The organism is Streptomyces virginiae, from assembly GCF_041432505.1.
In the GTDB taxonomy this organism is placed as follows: domain Bacteria; phylum Actinomycetota; class Actinomycetes; order Streptomycetales; family Streptomycetaceae; genus Streptomyces; species Streptomyces virginiae_A.
Window position 1 is genome coordinate 3,509,130 of sequence record NZ_CP107871.1, and the last position, 20,493, is coordinate 3,529,622.

18 protein-coding genes and 1 tRNA gene are annotated in these 20,493 nt (G+C 71.1%); 6 read left to right on the forward strand and 13 right to left on the reverse strand.

The window, feature by feature from the left end; translation table 11 throughout:
* The first annotated feature begins 50 nt into the window (after positions 1 to 50).
* A complete protein-coding gene (locus OG624_RS16415) occupies positions 51 to 1,532 on the forward strand; it encodes a tetratricopeptide repeat protein (protein ID WP_244291034.1) in 1,482 nt (493 codons plus the stop codon).
* A 100-nt stretch (positions 1,533 to 1,632) separates the two neighbouring features.
* On the opposite strand, the gene hppD is transcribed toward OG624_RS16415, so the two are convergent.
* Positions 1,633 to 2,778 carry a 4-hydroxyphenylpyruvate dioxygenase gene (hppD, locus tag OG624_RS16420; protein WP_033226645.1) on the reverse strand — a complete coding sequence of 382 codons (1,146 nt, stop codon included), beginning with the start codon at positions 2,776 to 2,778 and terminating at the stop codon, positions 1,633 to 1,635.
* A 142-nt stretch (positions 2,779 to 2,920) separates the two neighbouring features.
* On the opposite strand from hppD, the gene OG624_RS16425 reads away from it, so the two are divergent.
* The 3 genes from OG624_RS16425 (at position 2,921) to OG624_RS16435 (ending at position 5,965) form a co-directional block, all read left to right on the forward strand.
* Positions 2,921 to 3,400, forward strand: a complete 480-nt coding sequence (locus tag OG624_RS16425) for an Lrp/AsnC family transcriptional regulator (protein WP_033226610.1) — start codon at positions 2,921 to 2,923, stop codon at positions 3,398 to 3,400.
* 79 nt (positions 3,401 to 3,479) lie between these two features.
* Entirely contained in the window at positions 3,480 to 4,061 is a 582-nt protein-coding gene (locus OG624_RS16430; protein ID WP_266357155.1) for an ArsR/SmtB family transcription factor, read from the forward strand.
* Positions 4,062 to 4,624: 563 nt separating this feature from the next.
* The gene (locus OG624_RS16435) at positions 4,625 to 5,965 is read left to right on the forward strand and encodes an MFS transporter (protein WP_078909564.1); all 1,341 of its coding nucleotides are present in this window, start codon (positions 4,625 to 4,627) and stop codon (positions 5,963 to 5,965) included.
* On the opposite strand, the gene OG624_RS16440 is transcribed toward OG624_RS16435, so the two are convergent.
* Both OG624_RS16440 and OG624_RS16445 read right to left on the reverse strand, forming a co-directional pair.
* Positions 5,895 to 6,692, reverse strand: coding sequence for a S16 family serine protease (locus tag OG624_RS16440; protein ID WP_033224490.1), 798 nt, complete (start codon positions 6,690 to 6,692; stop codon positions 5,895 to 5,897). The genes OG624_RS16435 and OG624_RS16440 overlap by 71 nt on opposite strands.
* A gap of 157 nt (positions 6,693 to 6,849) precedes the next feature.
* Positions 6,850 to 7,491, reverse strand: coding sequence for an IclR family transcriptional regulator (locus tag OG624_RS16445; protein WP_007264382.1), 642 nt, complete (start codon positions 7,489 to 7,491; stop codon positions 6,850 to 6,852).
* A gap of 372 nt (positions 7,492 to 7,863) precedes the next feature.
* Between OG624_RS16445 and OG624_RS16450 the strand changes: the two genes are divergently transcribed.
* Positions 7,864 to 9,273, forward strand: coding sequence for a hypothetical protein (locus OG624_RS16450; protein ID WP_371639535.1), 1,410 nt, complete (start codon positions 7,864 to 7,866; stop codon positions 9,271 to 9,273).
* Between the two features lie 85 nt (positions 9,274 to 9,358).
* Here the strand turns inward: OG624_RS16450 and OG624_RS16455 are convergent, their stop codons facing one another.
* The 4 genes from OG624_RS16455 to OG624_RS16470 all read right to left on the reverse strand — a co-directional run bounded on the left by OG624_RS16455 (position 9,359) and on the right by OG624_RS16470 (position 13,405).
* Positions 9,359 to 11,143, reverse strand: coding sequence for a DEAD/DEAH box helicase (locus OG624_RS16455; RefSeq protein ID WP_033224487.1), 1,785 nt, complete (start codon positions 11,141 to 11,143; stop codon positions 9,359 to 9,361).
* A gap of 136 nt (positions 11,144 to 11,279) precedes the next feature.
* Positions 11,280 to 11,690, reverse strand: a complete 411-nt coding sequence (locus tag OG624_RS16460; RefSeq protein ID WP_202505462.1) for a type II toxin-antitoxin system death-on-curing family toxin — start codon at positions 11,688 to 11,690, stop codon at positions 11,280 to 11,282.
* Positions 11,687 to 11,887 (reverse strand): hypothetical protein, encoded by a 201-nt coding sequence (locus tag OG624_RS16465; RefSeq protein ID WP_033224486.1) that lies wholly within the window; start codon positions 11,885 to 11,887, stop codon positions 11,687 to 11,689. The genes OG624_RS16460 and OG624_RS16465 overlap by 4 nt, the downstream gene beginning before the upstream one ends.
* Positions 11,888 to 11,947: 60 nt before the next feature.
* Positions 11,948 to 13,405 carry an MFS transporter gene (locus tag OG624_RS16470; protein ID WP_352165439.1) on the reverse strand — a complete coding sequence of 486 codons (1,458 nt, stop codon included), beginning with the start codon at positions 13,403 to 13,405 and terminating at the stop codon, positions 11,948 to 11,950.
* A gap of 344 nt (positions 13,406 to 13,749) precedes the next feature.
* Here OG624_RS16470 and OG624_RS16475 point away from each other — a divergent pair.
* A tRNA-Cys gene (locus OG624_RS16475) sits at positions 13,750 to 13,821 on the forward strand.
* Positions 13,822 to 13,889: 68 nt separating this feature from the next.
* Here the strand turns inward: OG624_RS16475 and OG624_RS16480 are convergent.
* The 6 genes from OG624_RS16480 to OG624_RS16505 are packed head-to-tail and all read right to left on the reverse strand — an operon-like array spanning position 13,890 to position 20,405.
* Entirely contained in the window at positions 13,890 to 14,447 is a 558-nt protein-coding gene (locus OG624_RS16480; protein WP_371639536.1) for a hypothetical protein, read from the reverse strand.
* Complete coding sequence (locus OG624_RS16485) at positions 14,444 to 16,726, reverse strand: hypothetical protein (RefSeq protein ID WP_033224482.1); 2,283 nt, start codon at positions 16,724 to 16,726, stop codon at positions 14,444 to 14,446. Before OG624_RS16485 ends, OG624_RS16480 begins: the two co-directional genes overlap by 4 nt.
* Positions 16,727 to 16,737: 11 nt before the next feature.
* Positions 16,738 to 17,163: a hypothetical protein gene (locus tag OG624_RS16490; protein WP_033224481.1), complete on the reverse strand. Its 426-nt coding sequence runs from the start codon at positions 17,161 to 17,163 to the stop codon at positions 16,738 to 16,740.
* A 45-nt stretch (positions 17,164 to 17,208) separates the two neighbouring features.
* Positions 17,209 to 18,378, reverse strand: a complete 1,170-nt coding sequence (gene mycP / locus OG624_RS16495; RefSeq protein ID WP_371639537.1) for a type VII secretion-associated serine protease mycosin — start codon at positions 18,376 to 18,378, stop codon at positions 17,209 to 17,211.
* 21 nt (positions 18,379 to 18,399) lie between these two features.
* Positions 18,400 to 19,854 carry a WXG100 family type VII secretion target gene (locus OG624_RS16500; protein ID WP_371639538.1) on the reverse strand — a complete coding sequence of 485 codons (1,455 nt, stop codon included), beginning with the start codon at positions 19,852 to 19,854 and terminating at the stop codon, positions 18,400 to 18,402.
* Positions 19,851 to 20,405: a hypothetical protein gene (locus tag OG624_RS16505; RefSeq protein WP_371639539.1), complete on the reverse strand. Its 555-nt coding sequence runs from the start codon at positions 20,403 to 20,405 to the stop codon at positions 19,851 to 19,853. Before OG624_RS16505 ends, OG624_RS16500 begins: the two co-directional genes overlap by 4 nt.
* Between the last annotated feature and the right edge of the window lie 88 nt (positions 20,406 to 20,493).

Below are 20,493 nucleotides of genomic sequence, written 5' to 3' on the forward strand. Positions count from 1 at the left end.
TCCCCTTCGGACACCTCCGCGAACTCTTCATATTGACGCACAGTGACCCCATGGACCGTATCGACGAGGAATCGCAGACGCCGGCGCCGCCCGTGACCTTCACCGGCCGCAAGACGCTCGTGGCGGCCGCGGTCGCCGTGGTCCTGATCGCCGGGGCCCTGCTGATCCGGCCTGCCAGGACCGATGACGACGCCCGTCCGCCGGAGCCGAGCGAGCGTGCCGCGTCGGCGGTGGGCATGGGCGCACCCGCCGCGGCGGTGGACGTGACGGCGCTGGTCGCCGATAGGGAGAAGTGGCTCGCGGCGCACCCGGACGATGACGCCTCGTGGGCCGTGCTCGGCTCCGCGTACCTCGAACAGGCGCGGCGGACGGCCGAATCCGGCTGGTATCCGAAGGCGGAGAAGGCCCTGAAGCGCTCGCTGGAGCTCCGCCCGGCCGAGAAGGGCAACTTCGACGCGATGACGGGCATGGGCGCGCTGGCCAATGCCCGGCGGGACTTCGGGACGGCCCGCAAGTGGGGCGAGCTCGTCCGGGCGCAGGCGCCCAAGCGGTGGGGGGCGTACCCGGTGCTGGTGGACGCGTACACCGGGCTCGGCGACTACAAGGGCGCGCAGAAGGCGATGGAGCTGCTGCTGGACATGCGGCCGGGCCTGGCCGCGTACGTCAGGGCCTCGCAGGTCTACCGGGACCGCGGCTGGCGCGAGGACGCGGTGGTGGCGATGGAGCACGCGGCGGGCGCGGCGAAGACCCCGGCGGAGAAGGCGTACGCGCTGTTCCGGCTCGGGGAGCTGTCCTGGGAGCGGGGCGACCCGGCCGAGGCGCTGCGGCAGTACGAGGGCGCGCTGCGGACGGATCCGGCGCAGGCGGAGGCGCTGGGCGGCCGGGCTCGCGCGCTGGCCGCGCTGGGCCGCGGCGGGGAGGCGGTCCGGGACTACCGGATGGCGCTGGGCCGGTCCGCGATGCCGCAGCTGGCGCGGGAGCTGGGCGAGCTGCTGGAGGCGCTGGGGCGGCCGCAGGAGGCGCGTACCCAGTACGAGGCGCTGACCACGATGGTGGCCCGGGACACCACGAACGGGGTCGACGACGCCGTGCTCCTCGGGCTGTACGAGGCGGACCACGGGGATGCGGTGGCGGCTGTGCGGCGCCTGTCGCAGGAGTGGTCACGGCACAAGAGCGTGCAGGTCGCGGACGCGCTGGGGTGGGCGCTGCACCAGAGCGGCGACGACGCGGCGGCGCTGGAGTACGCGAAGAAGGCCACGGAACCGGGGCTGCGCAGCGCCGACTTCGCCTACCACCGGGCGCTGATCGAGCAGGGCCTCGGTGACGAGGAGGCGGCCCGCCGTCACCTCCAGGAGGCCATGCGGACGAACCCGCACTTCTCGCCGCTGCGCGGGCCGCTGGCGAAGCAGGCCCTGACGTCGATCGCCCAGCCGGCGCCGGGCGGCCCCGAGAACATCCGCCCGACGGCCCCCTGGGTGGAGCCGGAACTCCCGAAGGCCGCGAAGCCGAAGCCGACCCCGTCGGGGCGCTGAGCGGCGGGGCCGGGGGCCGGCGGAGGCGCCCCCGGAAGCACGGCGGCGCCGCACCCGTGCACGGGTGCGGCGCCGGGCCCCCCTCGGGCCGTGCCGGCTGCTAGAGGTTGCCGCGCTTGTCCTGCTCGCGCTCGATCGCCTCGAACAGGGCCTTGAAGTTGCCCTTGCCGAAGCCCATCGAGCCGTGCCGCTCGATGATCTCGAAGAAGACCGTCGGGCGGTCCTGCACCGGCTTGGTGAAGATCTGCAGCAGGTAGCCGTCCTCGTCGCGGTCGGCCAGGATCTTCAGCTCGCGCAGCTCGTCGATCGGCACCCGGGTGTCGCCGACCCACTCGCCGAGGGTGTCGTAGTAGGTGTCCGGGACGGACAGGAACTGGACGCCCGCCGCGCGCATCGAGCGGACCGTCGAGACGATGTCGTTCGAGGCCAGCGCGATGTGCTGGACACCGGGGCCGTTGTAGAACTCCAGGTACTCGTCGATCTGCGACTTCTTCTTCGCGATCGCCGGCTCGTTGATCGGGAACTTGACCTTCTTGGTGCCGTCCGCGACCACCTTGGACATCAGCGCCGAGTACTCGGTCGCGATGTCGTCGCCCACGAACTCCTTCATGTTCGTGAAGCCCATGACCTTGTTGTAGAACGCGACCCACTCGTTCATCCGGCCGAGCTCGACGTTGCCGACGCAGTGGTCGATCGCCTGGAAGGTGCGCTTGGCCGGGGGCGCCACCATCGGCTCGACGGCCTCGTAGCCCGGCAGGTACGGGCCGGTGTAGTCACCGCGCTCGACCAGCGTGTGGCGGGTCTGACCATAGGTCGCGATCGCGGCCAGCACGACCGTGCCGTTCTCGTCCTTGACCTCGTACGGCTCGTCCAGCCCGCGGGCGCCCTGCTCGACGGCGTACGCGTACGCCGCGCGGACGTCCGGGACCTCGATGGCGAGGTCGATCACGCCGTCGCCGTGCTCGGTGACGTGCTCGGCGAGGAAGCGGCCGTGGTCGGTCGTCGCCTTGATGACCGAGGTCAGCACGAAGCGCGCGGAGCCGTTGGTCAGGACGTAGCTGGCGGTCTCGCGGGAGCCGGTCTCCGGTCCGGAGTAGGCCACGAGCTTCATGCCGAAGGCGGTCGAGTAGTAGTGCGCGGCCTGCTTGGCATTGCCGACGGCGAAGACGACCGCGTCCATGCCCTTCACCGGGAAGGGGTCTGCCTCACGCGCGGTGTGCGGGGTGGTGTCGAGGGTCTCAGTCATGAGACGCAGAGTCCCGCCGATCCACAAGCTGCGCAATAGTTTCCTGATTGGCTGTACAAACTGCCCAGGATGACCGCAGGCTGTGTGAAACATCTGTGCACTATGACCACCCGCGGGCACGCGTGGGCACCCGGAGGCATCCATGGGCATCGACGAACTCGACGGCCGGCTCATCGTCCTGCTCGCCCGCGAGCCCCGGATCGGGGTCCTGGAGGCCTCACGACGGCTCGGGGTGGCCCGCGGGACCGTCCAGGCCCGCCTGGACCGGCTCCAGTCGAACGGGGTCATCCGCGGGTTCGGCCCGCAGGTCGACCCGACGGCCCTCGGCTATCCGGTGACCGCGTTCGCGACGCTGGAGATCAAGCAGGGACAGGGGGCGGACGTACGGGCGCACCTGAACGGGGTGCCGGAGGTGCTGGAGCTGCACACCACCACCGGGCACGGAGACATGCTGTGCCGGCTGGTGGCCCGGTCCAACGCCGACCTCCAGCGGGTGATCGACCGCGTCGTCGGCTTCGAGGGGATCGTGCGGGCCTCCACGGCGATCGTGATGGAGAACCCCGTACCCCTGCGGATCATCCCGCTGGTGGAGCAGGCGGCGGAGGACGACACCCGGGCCTGACGGCGCCGGGGCGAAGTTCCAAAGAAGAGGTTGCAAAGAAACCCTTGCATGAAACTCTTTGCAACTCTATCGTCGAGCCATGCCCGAGAAGCCCACCGAGCCCAACGTCCGTACGCTCGACGCCCGTTCACTGCGCGGCCTCGCCCACCCCCTGCGCATCCGCCTGCTGGCCGCCCTGCGGCACGACGGCCCCGCGACCGCCTCCCAACTGGCCGACCGCCTAGGGGAGTCGAGCGGAGCCACCAGCTACCACCTGCGCCAGCTCGCGGCGCACGGGTTCGTCGAGGACGCGCCCGAGCACGGCAAGGGCCGCGAGCGCTGGTGGCGGGCCGTGTACGACGGCACGGCGTTCGACGAGACGCTGACCCTCGACGAGGACCCGGCCGTGCGCGGCGCGGCGGACCTCTTCCTGCACGAGATCGCGACGATCCACACGCAGGAGCTGAGCACCTGGCTCGGCAACGCCCACAACTGGCCCCAGGAGTGGCGCAGGGGCGCGGACATGAGCGACTTCACCCTGCACCTGACCGCCGAACAGAGCCACGAGCTGATCCACAAGATGCACGACCTGATCAACAGCTACCGCGATCTGCCGACCACGCAGGACACGAAGGCCGTCCGCTTCCACACGCACGCCTTCCCGCGCGAGTCCGCGGAGTAGCCGCGCCGTGCCCCTGCGGGGTGCTCGGCGGTGTGCGGTACGGCTTGGGCTGCGCCCGGGTCCGGGTCCCCTGCGGGGCGGCTCGGTGGTGTTCAGCTGGACTCGGGCTGCGCCCGGGGCGGCGCCTCAATCGCCGGCGGGGCTGGGTGGTGCGGGGTGGTGCGGGGCCCCGCACGAGGGTCTCCTCGGCTCGGCGCGTGCGGGCATGTCTCGGCAAGGCGGCCCGGGTCGCGCCTCGTCCTGCGGGGACCCTCCTGCGTGTCCCCGCCCCACGCCGGGGCTTCGACGGTACGGCCCGAGGGGTGGGGGGACGGGGTGGGGTGTCCCCGCAGGACGAGCGCGCAACCCCGCCCCACAACCGAGACATGCCAGTAAGGCGCGAGCCGAGGAGACACCCCGCCCCGGCCCCCCACCCCGACCCCCTACCGACACGCCCGCCACCCCCAGCCCCGCCACCCACCGAGGCACGGGCCCGCATTCTCAGCCCCGCCGGCGATTGAGGCGCGGGTCCGGGCAGCGCCCGGCAGACGGCCCGCACCGAACAACCATCCGAGGAGTCCACCGTGCACGCCTTACCGCCCGACGAGCCGACCCGCGCGGAGCGCCGTAGGGACAAGCGCCCGCTGGTCGGCGTACTGGCCGCCAACACCATTTCCATAGCCGGGAGTTCGCTCACCCTCATCGGCGTCCCGTGGTTCGTGCTCCAGACCACGGACAGCGCCGGCCGGGCCGGGGTCGTGGCCTTCTGCGCCACCCTGCCCGTCATCGTGGCCGCCCTGGTCGGCGGACCGGTCATCGACCGGATCGGCCGCCGCAGGGTCTCCGTCGCCTCCGACCTGATCAGCGGCCTGTCGGTCGGCGCGATCCCGCTGCTGCACTACGCGGGCGTGCTGGAGTTCTGGATGCTGTGCGCACTGATGGCCGTCGGCGGCCTCGTGCACACCCCGGGCCTGACCGCCCGCGCCGTGCTCCTGCCGAATCTCGCCGAGCACGCCGGCACCACCATCACCCGGGCCGCCGGCCTCTACGACGCGGTCTCGCGCGGCGCCCGGATGACCGGGGCCGCGGTGGCGGGCCTGCTCATCGTGGCGTTCGGCGCCGAGACCGTACTGCTGCTGGACGCGGCCACCTTCGGGGCGTCGGCGCTGCTCGTCACCGCCTTCCTGCGCGGGGTGCCGGCCGCCGAACCCCAACGCACCTCCGGCAAGGTGTCCTTCGGGGCCTACCGCGCCGAACTCGCCGAGGGCTGGGCCTTCATGACCCGCACCCGGCTGCTGCTGGGCGTCACGGTCATGGTCATGATGACCAACGGGCTGGACCAGGGCTGGTCGTCGGTCCTGCTGCCGGTGCACGGCCGGGAGGACCTCGGCGGCGCGACCGCGATCGGCCTGATGATCTCCCTCTTCGGCGGCTTCGCGCTGCTCGGTGCCCTGCTCTACGGGATGTGGGGCGAGCGCTTCCCGCGCCGCGCGGTGTTCACGGCGGCCTTCCTGCTGTCCGGGGCGACCCGGTACGTGGTGGCCGCCCTCACCGACACGACCCTGCCGCTCGCGGTGACGATGGCCCTGGCCGGCCTGGGCGCGGGCATGCTCAACCCGATCCTGACCACCGTCATGTACGAGCAGGTTCCGGAGGCGCTGCGCAGTCGCGTCTCGGGCGTGGCCACGGCGGGCTGCGAGCTGACCATGCCGATGGGCGGACTCGCCGCGGGTCTGCTGGTCGACGGGTTCGGGGTGAGGACGGCGCTGCTGCTGTTCGGCGGCACGTACCTGCTGACGACGCTCGCCCCGATGGTCTTCCCGGCCTGGCGCGGACTGGACGGCGGGCCGGACGTCAGCAGGACGGAGCCGGCCGTCCCTGATTCAGCGCGCGAAGCGAGTTCACCGCATCCGTCAGCGAAGTGACGGGGACCAGCCGCAGCCCCTCGGGGAGCTCGGACAGGGCGTCCGCGCACTCGGCCTTCGGTACGAGGAACACGCTCGCCCCGTCGCGCCGCGCGGCCTGGGTCTTCAGGGCCACCCCGCCGACCGCGCCGACCTGACCGTCGGCGGTGATGGTGCCGGTACCGGCGATGCTGCGGCCGCCGGTGAGATCGCCGCCGCTGCCGTCACCGTCGAGCTTGTCGACGATGCCGAGGGAGAAGAGGAGCCCGGCGCTCGGGCCGCCGACGTCGGCGAGGTTGAGGTCGACCTTCACGTCCTTGGGGTCCTTGTGGAGGAAGCCGAGGGCCGCGTCGGTGGCGGCCGACTGCGACTTGGTCATCTCCTCCAGGTTGTGCTTCTCGATCTCCTCGTCGCTTCCGCCCGAGGAGTAGACGGCCTCCCTGGGCATGACCGCCTGATCGGTCTTGAACCAGTGGCCGATGAGCTCGTGCAGCTTCATCGTCGAGGACGGGCCGGTGGCCCGGATGGTGGTCATCCGCAGCTCGCCCTTGGTGTCCCGGACGGGGGCACCGGTCACGGTGATGACCGGCTTGCCCTGGTCGGAGCCCAGTACGTCGGCCGTCAGCCCGGGGATGGCGACCACGAAGGGCAGCGGCGCGAAGGCGGCGGCGGCGAACAGCCCGAGCACGGGCACGGCGCAGACGGCCAGGGCGGCGGGACGCGGCAGACGTGTGAGGCGTGAGAGCACTCGCCCAATCTATCCGCCCCTTCACCCCCACCGACCCACCGGCCGCTCCGGCCTCGCCGACCGCACCAGCCCCGCCGGCGTTTGAGGCGCGGGGTCCGGGGGCGGCGCCCCCGGCAACGGCGCCGCACCCGGCATCCACGATCCGCCGAGCCCGCGGCTAGCGAAGGGCGTCGGCCACTTCCCGCGCCGCGTCGACCACCCGCGGCCCGACCCGCTCCGGCACCGCGTCCGCCAGCATGACGACGCCGACGCTGCCTTCCAGCCCGGTGATGCCCACGAGCGGCGCGGCGGCGCCACTGGCGCCCGCTTCCAGCTCCCCGTGGGTCAGCGTGTACCCCGGCTCGATCAAGGAGCCCTGACGGGCCGCCAGGATGGCCCGCCCGGCGGCCCCGCGGTCCAGCGGGTGGCGGAAGCCGGCCCGGTAGGCCACGTGGTAGTCCGTCCAGGTCGGCTCGACGACGGCGACGGCGAGCGCCTCGGTGCCGTCGACGAGGGTCAGGTGCGCGGTGGCGCCTATGTCCTCGGCGAGGGACCGCAGCGCGGGCAGGGCGGCCTCGCGCACGAGCGGGTGGACCTGTCGGCCCAGCCGCAGCACTCCGAGCCCGACGCGGGCCCGGCCGCCGAGGTCACGGCGGACCAGGGCGTGCTGTTCGAGGGTCGCGAGGAGCCGGTAGACCACGGTGCGGTTCACACCGAGGCGGTTGGAGAGCTCGGTGACGGTCAGACCGTGGTCGGTGTCGGCGAGCAGTTTGAGGACTCTGAGCCCTCTGTCGAGAGTCTGGGAGGTTTCCGCGGTCACGACGCCTCGCCCTCTTTCGGTGAGCGGCGGTGACTCTCGGGGTGGCACGTCGCCGGTCCCGCGGCGACGCACGGAGAGGCCGCCGGTAGCGGCCAATGCACCGGCTGCGCTCCCGCGGCGGCGCTGCCACGGTGCGTTTGATGCGGGGACAGTAGCGAGCAGGTCCGCTCAGCGGAAGGGCTCGTCCAGAATCCGGGCGCGTGCTACCTGTTTGTGCCGTTTCCTGATCGACCTCGGTGTCAATTCGTGACCTCGTTTGCCACAGGGTGCCTTTACCGCCCCATTACTCTGAGCATGTTCAAAACTATGGAGATCGGCTCCAGGGGGGATGCGCTCACGCGCACCCGGAGCCTCATGAGGGGGAAGCAGCACATGAAGCTCAAGCGCATTGCCGTCGTGGCCGCCGCCGCGGTGGTGGGTCCGACGATCCTGATGGCCACGCCCGCGATGGCCGACGAGGTCGCCAACCCGGCGGTCACGACCCCGGACGCGGCCCCGAAGGACGACGCGGCACCGGCGACCGGGGAGACCACCGGGACGCAGGCGCCCGAGGCCCAGCAGCCCGGGTCCACCCAGCAGCCGCAGGCCCCGGAGGCCCAGCAGCCGCAGCAGCAGCCGGCCGAGGGGTCCAAGGCCGAGAAGAAGGAAGAGAAGAAGGACGCCAAGAAGGCCGCGGAGCAGGTCGCCGCAGCCGGTCCGAAGCTGACCCTGGACGGGCTGCCCGCCGCGTTCACGGCGGGCGGCGGCTGGAGCCAGTTCTCGCTGCACGTCGACAACTCCGGCCGCCCGGCGGTCGACGACCACTCGCTCGAACTGGTCCTGTGGACGCTCGACACCTTCGGCTGGGAGGCGGGCGACATCCAGGCCGAGATCTACGCGCCCGACTCCAAGGGCACCTGGGGCTGGCACGCGGTCGAGGCGGACGGATCCGAGGAGGTCTACTCCTTCAGCCTCGCCGATGTCGATGTCGAAAAGAACGAGGTCTTCGACCTCAAGCTTCGGATGAAGTTCGGCAAGGACACCCCGCCCTCCCGCTTCTCGCTGTCCACGACCTCCGAGGGCGGCACCGGGGACCGCGTCCGGTACGAGTCCAGGGTCATCGGCGACGGGCAGGAGGAGAACACCGGCCCGGAGGTCTCGGTGTCGGGCCTGCCGGCGGGCGGCTTCACGGCCGGCGGCGGTTGGCAGCCGTTCTCCGTGAACGTCGACAACACCGGCAAGAAGAAGATCGACGAGTACGGCTTCATGATCTTCTTCGACAACGCCGTCAGCAACCTCAAGGCCAAGCACCTCGACCTGGAGATCTGGGACGGCGGGCGCTGGATCCCCGCCGAGAAGGACCCGTCCGGTCAGCTCGCCGGCACGATCTTCGACCGCGCCGTCGGCGCGAACGCGAAGTTCGACGTCCAGCTGCGGGCCAAGTTCAGCAAGGACGCCCCGGTCGGCAAGGTCTTCGCCGTCGTGTTCGCGGACGACCACGGCGTGGACGACATCAGCTCCGAGGTGTCCTTCGCCCACACCTCGATCAACGCGGCGAGCACCGGCAACCAGCCCACCCCCGACGGCGGCGCCAAGCCGATCGTCGACGGGAACGGCACGGGCACCGGCACCGGCACCCGCACCGGCACCGGCACCGGCACGAAGTCCACCACCGGTGGGCAGCTGGCCGAGACCGGCTCCGACGCGGCCACCAGCTGGGCCCTCGGTGGCGCCGGCGTGGCGCTCGCCATGGGCGCGGCCCTGGTCGCCGGCACCGGCCGCCGTCGCCGCCCCACCGCGTAACGACGACGCGTACCCGCGTACCGCGTAACGGCGGACGGGGTCCGTGCGAACCTCCGCACGGACCCCGTCCCCCTCGCCCACGGGCTCACCGCATGCGGGTGGCCCACTCCTGCACCTTCTTGATCCGCTCGCGCAGCTGCCCCGCGGTCGCCTCCGCGCTCGGCGGACCGCCGCACACCCGGCGCAGCTCCGTGTGGATCACCCCGTGCGGCTTCCCGGTCTGGTGGACGTAGGCGCCCACCATCGTGTTCAGCGACTTGCGCAGCTCCAGCAGCTCCTTGTGCGAGACCACGGGCCGCCGGTCGGCCGGCAGCTCCAGCAGGTCCGCCTCCGCGTCCGGCTTGCGCCGGCTGTGCGCGATCTGCCGCGACTGCCTCTTCTGCAGCAGCATCTGCACCTGGTCGGGCTCCAGCAGTCCGGGGATGCCGAGGTAGTCCTGCTCCTCCTCGCTGCCCGGGTGCGCCTGCATGCCGAATTCGGCGCCGTCGTAGAGGACCCGGTCGAAGACCGCGTCGGACTCCAGCGCCTCGAAGGACATCTGCTCTTCTTCGCCGGTGTCCTCGTCCTCCTGCTTGTTCGCCTCGTCCATCTCCTTCTCGGACTCGGCGTACGGATCCTCCTCGCCCTGCTTCTTCGGCTTGTCGAGGACGTGGTCGCGTTCGACCTCCATCTCGTTGGCGAAGCCGAGGAGATAGGGAATGGTCGGGAGGAACACGGACGCGGTCTCGCCGCGCCTGCGCGATCGCACGAAGCGGCCGACGGCCTGCGCGAAGAACAGCGGCGTCGAGATGGTGGTGGCGTAGACGCCCACCGCGAGGCGCGGTACGTCGACGCCCTCGGACACCATGCGGACCGCGACCATCCAGCGGCTGCCGTCCTCGCTGAACTCGTCGATCCGCTTGGACGCGCCGGTGTCGTCGGAGAGCACGACGGTCGCCTTCGTGCCGGTGATCTCCCGGAGCAGCTTGGCGTAGGCGCGCGCCGAGTCCTGGTCGGAGGCGATGACGAGGCCACCGGCGTCCGGGATGCCCTTCCTGACCTCCGTCAGCCGCTGGTCGGCGGCGCGCAGCACGTTCGGCATCCAGTCGCCGCGCGGGTCGAGCGCGGTGCGCCAGGCCTGGGAGATGGCGTCCTTGGTCATCGGTTCGCCGAGCCGGGCGGCGATCTCGTCGCCGGCCTTGGTCCGCCAGCGCATGTTGCCGCTGTAGGAGAGGAAGATGACCGGCCGGACGACGCCGTCGCCGAGCGCGTTGCCGTAGCCGTAGGTGTAGTCGGCGGAGGACCGCCGGATCCCGTCGTTCCCCTCCTCGTACGTGACGAAGGGGATCGGGTTCGTGTCGGACCGGAAGGGTGTACCGGTCAGGGCCAGGCGCCTGGTCGCCGGGTCGAAGGCCTCCAGGCAGGCCTCGCCCCAGGACTTCGAGTCACCGGCGTGGTGGATCTCGTCGAGGATGACGAGGGTCTTGCGCTGCTCGCAGCGGTTGCGGTGCAGCATCGGGCGCACGCCGACACCGGCGTAGGTGACGGCGACCCCGTGGTAGTCCTTGCTGAGCGGTCCGGCGGAGTACTCGGGGTCGAGCCGGATACCTATCCGCGCGGCCGCCTCCGCCCACTGCTTCTTCAGGTGCTCGGTCGGCGCGACGACGGTCACCTGCTGGACGACGTGGTGGTGCAGCAGCCAGGAGGCGAGGGTCAGCGCGAAGGTGGTCTTGCCGGCGCCGGGCGTGGCGACCGCGAGGAAGTCCCGCGGCTGGTTCTGGATATAGCGGTCGAGCGCCCCCTGCTGCCAGGCACGCAGCTTGTTGGCGGTACCCCAGGGGGCACGGCCGGGGAAGGCGGGTGAGAGATGGTGGGAGGCGGTAGTAGTCACGGTCTCCGGTTCGTGCTCTCGGCGTATCTGGTACGGGTGGAAGGCAGTCGTACGTAGGACAACCGGGCCACCCTACCGGCACCGGCCCGCCCCTCGCGGAGGGACAGGCCCGTGACCTCGGCGGGTGCGGCGAGCGTCACATCGCTTCGGTCAGCGCCCGCAGTCGGCGGGCGATCCGCGCGACATCCGTCTCGTGCCCGGCGGCCACATCGATGACCAGTTCGTACGCGATCTCCTGGTCCGCGTCGCCGAGGTCGACGCCGTTCACGGCGAGGAACGTGGCCGCGGCGAGCCAGGCGGTGCGCTTGTTCCCGTCGACCAGCGGGTGGTTGGTCGCGATGCCGTGGAGCAGCGCTGCGGCCTGCTCGTACGGGTCCTCGTACGCGGGGGTCCCGAACATGCGGGCTCTCGGCCGGTGCACCGCCGACTCCAGCAGTCCGGGGGCGCGCAGCTCGACCGGCTGGTCCTGGGCCAGGCAGGCGTGCCGGGCGAGGTCCAGGACCTCGGCGAGTGTGAGGTGGCGCACCGGGGTCGTGTCGGGGCTCATTCGCCGAGCCGCTTCAGCAGAGGCGCGTGCCGCAGGGCGAGCCGGCTCGCCTCGGCCCCGACCCGGTCCCGCTCGGTCCGCAGCAGTGCCCGCACGGCGTCGAGCACGAGCTCCTCGGGCGTCCGGCCGGTGGCGTCGGCCAGGTCGGCGCACTCCGCCTGCTCGCCGGCGGACAACCGAATGATCAACTCGTTCATGGCCGGAACAGTACGCCGCGGCCTCTCGCGGCACATCCGGATTCCGCTCGTTCAGGTCGCTCAGGCGTCCGTCGGCTCCAGCCGGGTCGCGACCCAGGCCCCCACCAGCGCGACGGCGGCCATCGGCAGGAACACCACGGCGAACGCGGCCGGGTGCGAGGCCGACGCGCCGGCCTCGCCGACCGTGTGCGCGGCGCCCACCGCGCCACCGCCCAGGGCGGCGAAGGCGGCGCCCCCGCCGGCCAGCAGCACCACGTTCGCCAGCGCGTCCGAGATCTGGAGGGCGGCGGAGTTGGCGCCGGCCTCCTCCGGCGCCGACAGCTGGAGCAGCAGCACGCTGGTGGAGCCGATCACCAGGCCCATGCCCAGGCAGCCGACCGCCCAGGCCAGGGCGAGCGTCCACACCGGTACGGATTCGATCAGCACGGCGGGCGCGGCGGCGATGGCCAGTGCCACCAGCACCATGCCGCCGATCATCAGCCGCTCGCGGTAGGGCGCCGTCCGGCTCTGCGACTGCACCCACGAGCCGCCCGCCCAGGTGAGCCCGCCGAGCGCGAGCGAGAACCCGGCCATCGTCGGGCTCAGCCCCCGCTGGGTGACGAGCATCAGCGGGACGAAGCTCTCCGCCGCGATGAACGACCCGGCGGCGACCCCGCGCAGCAGCACCACGGACGGCAGCCCGCGCCGCGCCCGGTAGGTCCCGCGCGGCAGCAGCCCCAGGACGGCGGGCACCAGCAGGGCCGCGCCCGCGATGCCCGGCGCGAGCGAGAGCCACCGCAGGTCCTGGGCGGCGTACTGGAGCAGCCCCGCCCCCACCGAGATGCCGAAGGCGAGCCGGATCCGCCGGCGGTCGAAGGCCACCGGCGGGGCGTCGGGGTCGACGGGCCCGGACGCGGTCCGCCGTATCGCGGGCAGCGCCACCACCAGGGGGACGACCACGAGCGCCGGGATCGCGAGGAAGACCCACCGCCATCCGAGGTGCTCGGTGACCGTTCCGGAGGCCAGCGGCCCGACGATCGAGGGGACCACCCAGCTCGCGGCGAAGGCCGCCATGATCGCGGGGCGCAGCCGCTCCTCGTAGGCCCGGCTGACGACGACGTAGAGGGCGACGATGACCAGCCCGCCGCCGAAGCCCTGCACGGCCCGGCCGAGGACGAACGCCCACATGACCCCGGCGGTGCCGGAGATCACGAGCCCGGAGGCGAAGGCGGCGATCCCGACGGTCAGCGGCCGCAGCGGCCCCTGCCGGTCGGCCCACTGGCCGGCCAGGACCATGCCGAAGAGGCTGGTGGTGAAGTAGGCGGAGAAGGCGAAGGCGTAGAGCCCGATCCCGTCGAGCTCGCGGGCGGCGACGGGCATGGCCGTGCCGACGGCGGTGGCCTCGAAGGCGATGAGGAAGACGACGGAGATGATCCCGATGCTGAGCGTCCGGTACGCGGGCCCGAGAATCCCGTCCCGGGGCGGCGGGGGCGGGATCGGTGCGGCTGTGTCGGGCACGCTGCGTTCAAGGGCGCTCATCGCCCCAGAGTAAGGTGCGTAGCCCCGGAGTGGCCCTGTCAATTCGACGGATCCCGCTCTGGTCCGTGAGACCTAGGTCGTCTCTTTCGGATCTTGTCGGGTGAGCCCGGGTCGTCCGGTGCGGTGCATCGCAAGGCGGAGGGGCGCTCGTGTACTGGACGTACTCGAGTGCCCCGACAACGCGGCGAGGTGCCGTGCCGGGCGGGCCGGGCCCGGCAAGATCCGAAAGAGACGGCCTAGGTCCGGCGGACTGTGAACGCGGCATGGCAGTCGCGTTGCACGGGCGGCGTATCCCTTCCCCGGCCCGGCGGGCCCCCGTAGCGTCATGCGTGTCACCACCACACAGCCGTGTGCCCGAGTGGTTGAGGGACTCGCCTGCAAAGCGAGTTACGCCGGTTCGATTCCGGTCACGGCTTCGCGGCGGGCCGCTCAGGGGCAGGCGCACCCCTGAGCGGCCTTCGCCTTTTCCGGCTCCGGCTCCGGCTCAGGCGCCGCATCCGGTCTGCTGCCTGGCGAAGTCCAGGTACTTCTTCATGAGACCCGCGAACATGGGCCGGCGTTCCTTCTGCTCGATCCGCTCCGTGGACCCGTCGAGCCACAGCTTGAGCTCGAAGGCCTCGGTGGGGCCCTTGCAGGAGAGGAAGATCGCGGCGCCGCCGTCCCAGAGCTTGCTGTTCTCCGCGAAGGGGAGCGGCTCCGGCTTCTGCTCGTCGACCGCCGGCGCCCAGAAGAAGTGTTGTCCCTGCGGCAAGCGCTCCGCCGACGCGAAGAACCGGGTCTTCCCGTCCACGTAGATGTTGCAGATCGCGCTCTTGCGGCCGGCGGTCAGGCGCGCATCGGCCGGCGCGTCCACCCGGACCTCCTCGCCCGTGCCCACGAAGGGTGCGAGTTCCGTCGGGGTGAAGGCTCCGAAGCACGTGGACGCGGGGAGCTCGGGCGCGGCCGACGTCTTGCCGTCGGAGCAGCCGGCGAGCAGTGCCGCTCCCGCGGCGACCGCGACCACCGAGACCACGGCACGGTGGGTACGAGGACCGGCCATCATGATCCGCCGTTCATGGTGGCGACCAGGTCCCGGCCGACCGAGTAGGCGTTGGCCGTCTCCGTGGACGCGACACCCGCGTAGGAGTCGATGGTCCGCTCGGACAATCCGGATCCGCGGGCTGCGATGCGGACCGACGCCGCGGCCGAATCGGACGCTCCGGTCTGCGCGCGCACGTACTCCTCGCCCGCCTTCTGGTTGCTGTCCTCGACCTTCTTCGCGGCGTCCTTCTCGGCCCCCTCGACCACGCTCTCCGTGATGTCCTCCTGAAGCCATTCGACGACGTCGCCGGCCAACGGCACCAGTTCGAGGTACTTGCCGCCCGCCGCGGTGATACCGCGGTTGACCCACTTGGCGTTGTCCTCGACGCCCTTGACGTACTCCTCCTGCTTGTGGGCGTTCTCGCCGAACGTGCCCTCCGCCCGGGCCTCCGACAGCATGCCGGCGATCTGGCCGCCCGGGTGCACCGCGACCTTGACGGCCGCGTCGACGTCGTCGTACTCGCCCCGATGGGTGAAGACGTCATTGACCAGGGCCGTGGTGAAGGTCCGCTGGGCCGTGGTCATCGCGCCGTAGGCGTCCGGATCCTGGCCCACCGCCCCGATGAACCGGGCCATGCCCGCCTTGTCGAACTCGGCCATCTCACCGTTGGCCTTGATCGTCCCGCTGCCGTTCTCCGCGGCGGCCTGGAGGTCCGGCATGTACTCGGCCGCCATCTGGCCGAAGTGTCCGGACAGCCCGTTCAGCGGCCCGTCCGGGTCCTTCGGGTCGGCGTCGACCAGCTCCGGCTTGTCGCCGATCTTCTCGACGACCCGCTCCATGACCGCCGCCATCTCCTTCGTGTGCGGGACCGGCGGGGAGTCCTCGTCACCCGGGGCGCGGTGCGAGACCGCCGCCATCAGGGCATCGCCGACCGCCTGCTGGGCAGGGTGCAGGTCGCCGGTCCGGCTGATGTCGAAGCTGTCCATGTACGGCTTCTTGTCGAGCATGTAGTCGACCATGCCCTGCTCCTTGCCGTGCTGCCCCGAGACCGGCTTGTCGTCCTTCGTGACGATGCCGTCCTTGTTACTGTCCTCGCGGACCGGCTCGTTGAAGAAGGCCGTCGCGGCGTCCGGGTTGTTGCCCAGCGCCTCCATCAGGCCGGTCAGCGGGTAGAAGCCGCGGCCGTCCTGGCCCTGGCTGAGGACCGTCTCCAGCCCGTACGGGGTGTGGAACTCCCAGGCCCGCGGGTCCTTGCGGTCCATAGCGACCATGTCGCGGCCGACGGAGGTGAGGAACTCCGTGTCGTACTTCCCCTCGCGCAGCAGCGCGCCCAAGGCCTGGTAGCCGTAGATCTGCTGCACGCCGCCGTAGACGGCCATCTCCTTGCGGCCGGCCTTCATCAGCTGGGTCGTCCAGGCCGCGTCGAGGTGGTTCGGGACGTCCTTGTGCGTCGCGAGGCCGAGCATCGCGCCCATGTCGCTCTGGATGTTCGCGACCATCAGCGCGCGGTCCTTGCCGGGCGCCCCCAGGCCGGTCGCGTCGAGGGACATCTTGGAGTACATCTCCAGCGTGCCCTCGGCGCCGATCGTCCGGTAGAAGCCCGTGGAGAACTCCGGGTCCGTGCGGTTGTCGTCGAGCAGTTCCTCCAGCTCGCGCAGCGCCTCGACGTTGCGGGCCGTGCCGCCCTCGCCGGTGACCTTCTTCATCAGATCGGCCGCGCGGGCCGCCTGTTCGCCGTCGAGGGTGGTGAACTTCGGTCCGCTGAAATCGTGTGCGTCGGCGACGTTCGCCTGGAGGACGCGGACCAGGGAGTCGTCGGCGTCCTGGGCGTCCTCGACCGCCCGATTGATGCGGGTCTGCCACGCGTTGCGGGCCGTGTTCAGGGTCGCCTGGTAGTCGGGGTCGTGTCGGGCCGCGTTCCGCTCCCCCTCGGTGGGCAGGGGGATGGCGGTGACCCGCCCGTCGGCATCGACCCGGAAGCCTGCCGCCGGGGCCTCGGCGGCGAGCTTCTTCAGCTCGTCCTGGGCCGCCTTGAACGTCGCGTGCGCGTCGGCGAGGACCTGGTACATGCCCTTGGCGGCCTTGGCCGCGTCCTCGAACTCCTTGGCCGTCTTGTCGACGAACCCGCGCGCCACTCCCGCGGTGACCCCGCTCCACTCGGCCTTGTCGGACTTCGCCTTCATTCCGTTGCGAGCGGCCTCGGCCATCTCGTCGAGCTTGCCGGCCATCGCCGTCCAGTCGGTCACGGCCGTCTGGAGCTTGCCGAGGGGCGCGTTCATCACGTTCTCGTACGTCAGCATGAAAGCGCCGCCTACTTCAGGTACTTGTCTATCGCGGATGCGGTGAAGTCCGCCTGGAGCTGCTGCTCGTCCTTGGCGTGCGAGGCGAGCGAGTAGTTCAGCCCGTTGGAGATGTTGGCGCAGGCGGCCACGAGGGTCTTCACCTGGCTCTCCCAGGCACTGTTGGCCTTGAGTAGCGCCGCCCCGCTCGCGAAGGCCTCCTTGGTGAGGGCCCCGGCCGCCTCGGCGGTGGCGGTGGCGGCGTGCTTGCCGTCGGTCTGCAGGCGCGTGTGCAGCTTGTACGCCTCGGAGCCGATCGCGCCGATGTGGTCCTGATTGAGCTCCAGGTCACCACCGCCACCGCCACCGCCGGGATCGGCGGGCACCTGGTTGAGGCGCATGGTGACACCGGCGGTGGCCGTGGCGCGAGCCGCCGACCATTCCTCGTCGAACGACATCGCGTGAACTCCCGAAGGCAGGGTGCAGGTCAGATCGGCCCCGGGTCAGCGGTTACGTCGTACGACGACCACGGCCACGGCTCCACCGATCAGCACGCAGGCTCCCAGACCAAGGGCGATCCAGGGAAGCACACTGCCACTCTTCTTCTCCTCGGCCTGCGCGGCCGGCGCGGACGCGGCGGCATCAGGAGCCTTGCCGTCGGGAGCCGCGGAGGGCTTCTTGGCGGCGTCCGCGGCCGCGAGATCGGGCAACGGGTACACATCCGCCGGGCCGGGGTCTCCGGGGGTCTGCAGCGCGACGCGGGGGCGGACGATGCCGTAGCCGACGTAGTCGTTGCGCTCGACACCATCGGTGGGCTTACCGGCGGTGTTCAGGAGCACCCGCAGGACCTGGTTGTTGGTCCAGTCGGGATGGGCCGACCAGATGAGGGCGGCGGAGGCGGAAGCAAGGGCCGATGCGTCACTGGTTCCAGCGGTCTTGCACAACCCCGTCTTGCCAGAGCAAGCGGTGACGATATCGATACCCGGGGCGGCAAGGTCCACCTGGGGACCGTGTTGGGATTCCGCAGTTGCCTTGCCCTTGGTATCTGTCGCGCCTACGCCGACCACCCCAGGGGTCGCACCCGGGTACTCGACCTTGTTCGTCGAATCCCCGCTGTTGCCGACGGACGCGAAGACCAGCTTCCCCTTCGAAAGCGCATACTTCACCGCTTCGGCCCGCCCCCGGTCTTTCTCCGGCGTGCCCTCGATACCCAGCGAAATATTGATGATCTTGGCGTCCGAGTCTGCCGCGAACCGAATCGCCGCAACCCAAGACGGAGTGGCCAATTCAGCATTGGCGACACGGATCGGGAGGATCTTGGCGCCGGGTGCCAGCCCGAAACCACCGTCGCCGCTCGGGTGTTTGCCCGTCCCAGCAATCATGGCCGCGATACCCGTGCCATGACCACTGTTGTCGTGACGCCCGTCTCCGCCTTGCGACACGAGATCTGCGCCAGGGACGATCTGCCCCTTCAGTTCAGGGATCTCCTTGACACCATCGTCGATGATGGCGACTGTCACGCCCGTGCCAGTGCTGACCTTCCAGATGTCGTCAGCCTTCATGGCGTCGAGATGCCATTGCTGGGATCGAACGGTCTCCGCATGGGCCGGGGTCGCGGCGACCCCGGCCAGAAGGAGCCCCACCAGGGCCGAGGTCGCCTTACGCATGCGCATCCCGTGCAATGTCCGTTCTGCTCAGTCGATCACGGGCGGGACAACACGACGGCTGCCCTGCCAGGTCTCTTCGTCTTCGGCCAGGTAGTCGGGGCGTTCGCCCCCCTGGTCGTTCCGTCGCTTACCCGGAGTCTGCGTGCCGGCGCCGCCGCCCACATGGCCCATGGGCCTCATGCCCGCGCTGCCGCCGGCTCCACCATTGCGAACGAGACCCGAACCGCCCTGGGTGAACGGCTGGCCGCCGGCAACCGGCCGACCGACCGCACCGGTCTGACGCCCTCCAACGACGCCTCCCGGCTCCGAGGCCAGCCGACGTCCGCCGGAGAAGCTTCCCTGGCCGCTGCCGTGGGCGCCACCGCCACCGTGGCCCATTCCTCCGCCGCCCATGGGACGGCCTGCCTGGGCGCCTTCGCCGATGACCGTACCTCGCGGGATACCCGAGCTGGGGCCGGTGGACGTCACGGGGCGGCCGCCCATGATGCCGCTGTCACGCGGGAGCATGCCGGGCAGGCCGCCGCCCTTGCCGAGGGGTCCAGGCGTGCCCGGGACTGGCACGCCGGGGCCGAAGACGCCGGGAAGGGTCGGACCCTTCACCCCGCCGATCGGGGGGACAGCCATGGGCGGCACGAAGGGGCCGGGGGGCGGACCGCCAGGGCCCGTGGGCAGCGGGCCGGGCGTCGTCGTCACCGGAGGCAGTGTCTGGTTCGGAGGCAGCGTGCCGACGGTGTCGAGGTCCACCTCCACGTCACGGTCGGGGGTCACCGGCGTGGGCAGAGTCGTCGTCGGCAAGGTGTTGTCCGGCTGCGACGGACGTCCCTGGACAAGACCTGGCTCGTTCGAGGGCGCGCTGCCGACAGGACCTGTCGTCGAGTACGACGAACCGGCGGAGCCGACTCCTCCGGAGCCTCCACCGGACCGTTCCATGTCCTCGCTGCTCCCATAGCGGGCCGGCGGCAACAGCACCGGCGGCGGCTCGGGGAACGTCGGGATCGTCGCCTTGTTCATCTCCGAGGACGACACCTGGTACGACTGCGCCAGGTTCGTCATCAGCCGGACCGCCTCACGGTGGTCCGCGTCCAGAATCGTCTGAGCCTCCGAGCGAACCTTCGCCGCGTCCGGGTCGTTGTGGTGCTCGATGGCCGCCGCGAGGTTCTTCGTCGCGGTCGCGTCGACCGCGGTCATCTTCGTGGCCTCGGTCATCGTCTGGACGACCTTGCCCATCCACTCCCCGCCCTTGGCGCTGTACTCGCCCAAGCGCAGGGTCGCGTTGCCCGCGCGGCCCACCCACTCCTGGAAGGCGTCGGCTCCTTCGCCTTCCCAGCCGGTCACGACGTGCTTCTTGAGCGCCTCGCCGATCGTCTTGATCTTCTCAGCAGCAGAAGCCAATTGATCGGCCCGCGCCTGGACCGAGGTGGGGTCCAGTGAAGCGATCATGTCCCGCATCTGCTGGTGGGTGAAGCTTTCGAAGTCCGTCATGAGTAGGAACCTCCCGACGTGCTGGGCGACGGAGTCGGAGTCGTGGATGTCGGCGGCTGGTTGGCTTCCTCAAGGCGGCGTTTTTCCTCCGGCCACGGGTCGCGGGCTTCCACGTAGTGCGCCTTCGCCTCCTTGGCGATGGCCAGCATGCGTCGCTTGGTCTCCTCGTCCACGCCGGCGTAGTTGTTGCCCGCCGAGAGGACCGCGATACCCAGGGCCTCGATCTGTCCCGCCAGCCCCTTCGAGAGCTTCTGCAGCTCCGTGATGACCGTGTCGTACGACTTGAACAGCGCGTCGACCTCCGCGAAGCCCTTGCCGAGCTTGTTGGACGGCAGTTTGTCGTCCGCCAGCTTCTTGTGGTCCGCGTCCGAGCCGGTGAGGTCGTCCAGGAGGCCGTCCACCATCTTCTTGTACTCGGTCATCGAGTCGAACTCGATCCGCAGCGCCGCAGTGGCAGCGCTGTAGGCGATCCCTGCGACCGCGCCCATCGGACCCGCCAGCCCCAGCGTGAGGGCCGTTACCACTTGGCTCGCCCCGTTGTCGTCTGCCACGTTGGCCTCCCCGACTCCCCGTCATCCCCGTGGTCGCGGCGTCTCCGCCGCTCCCCATCCCCGTTCGCACCCGTGTCCGCGCGTACGC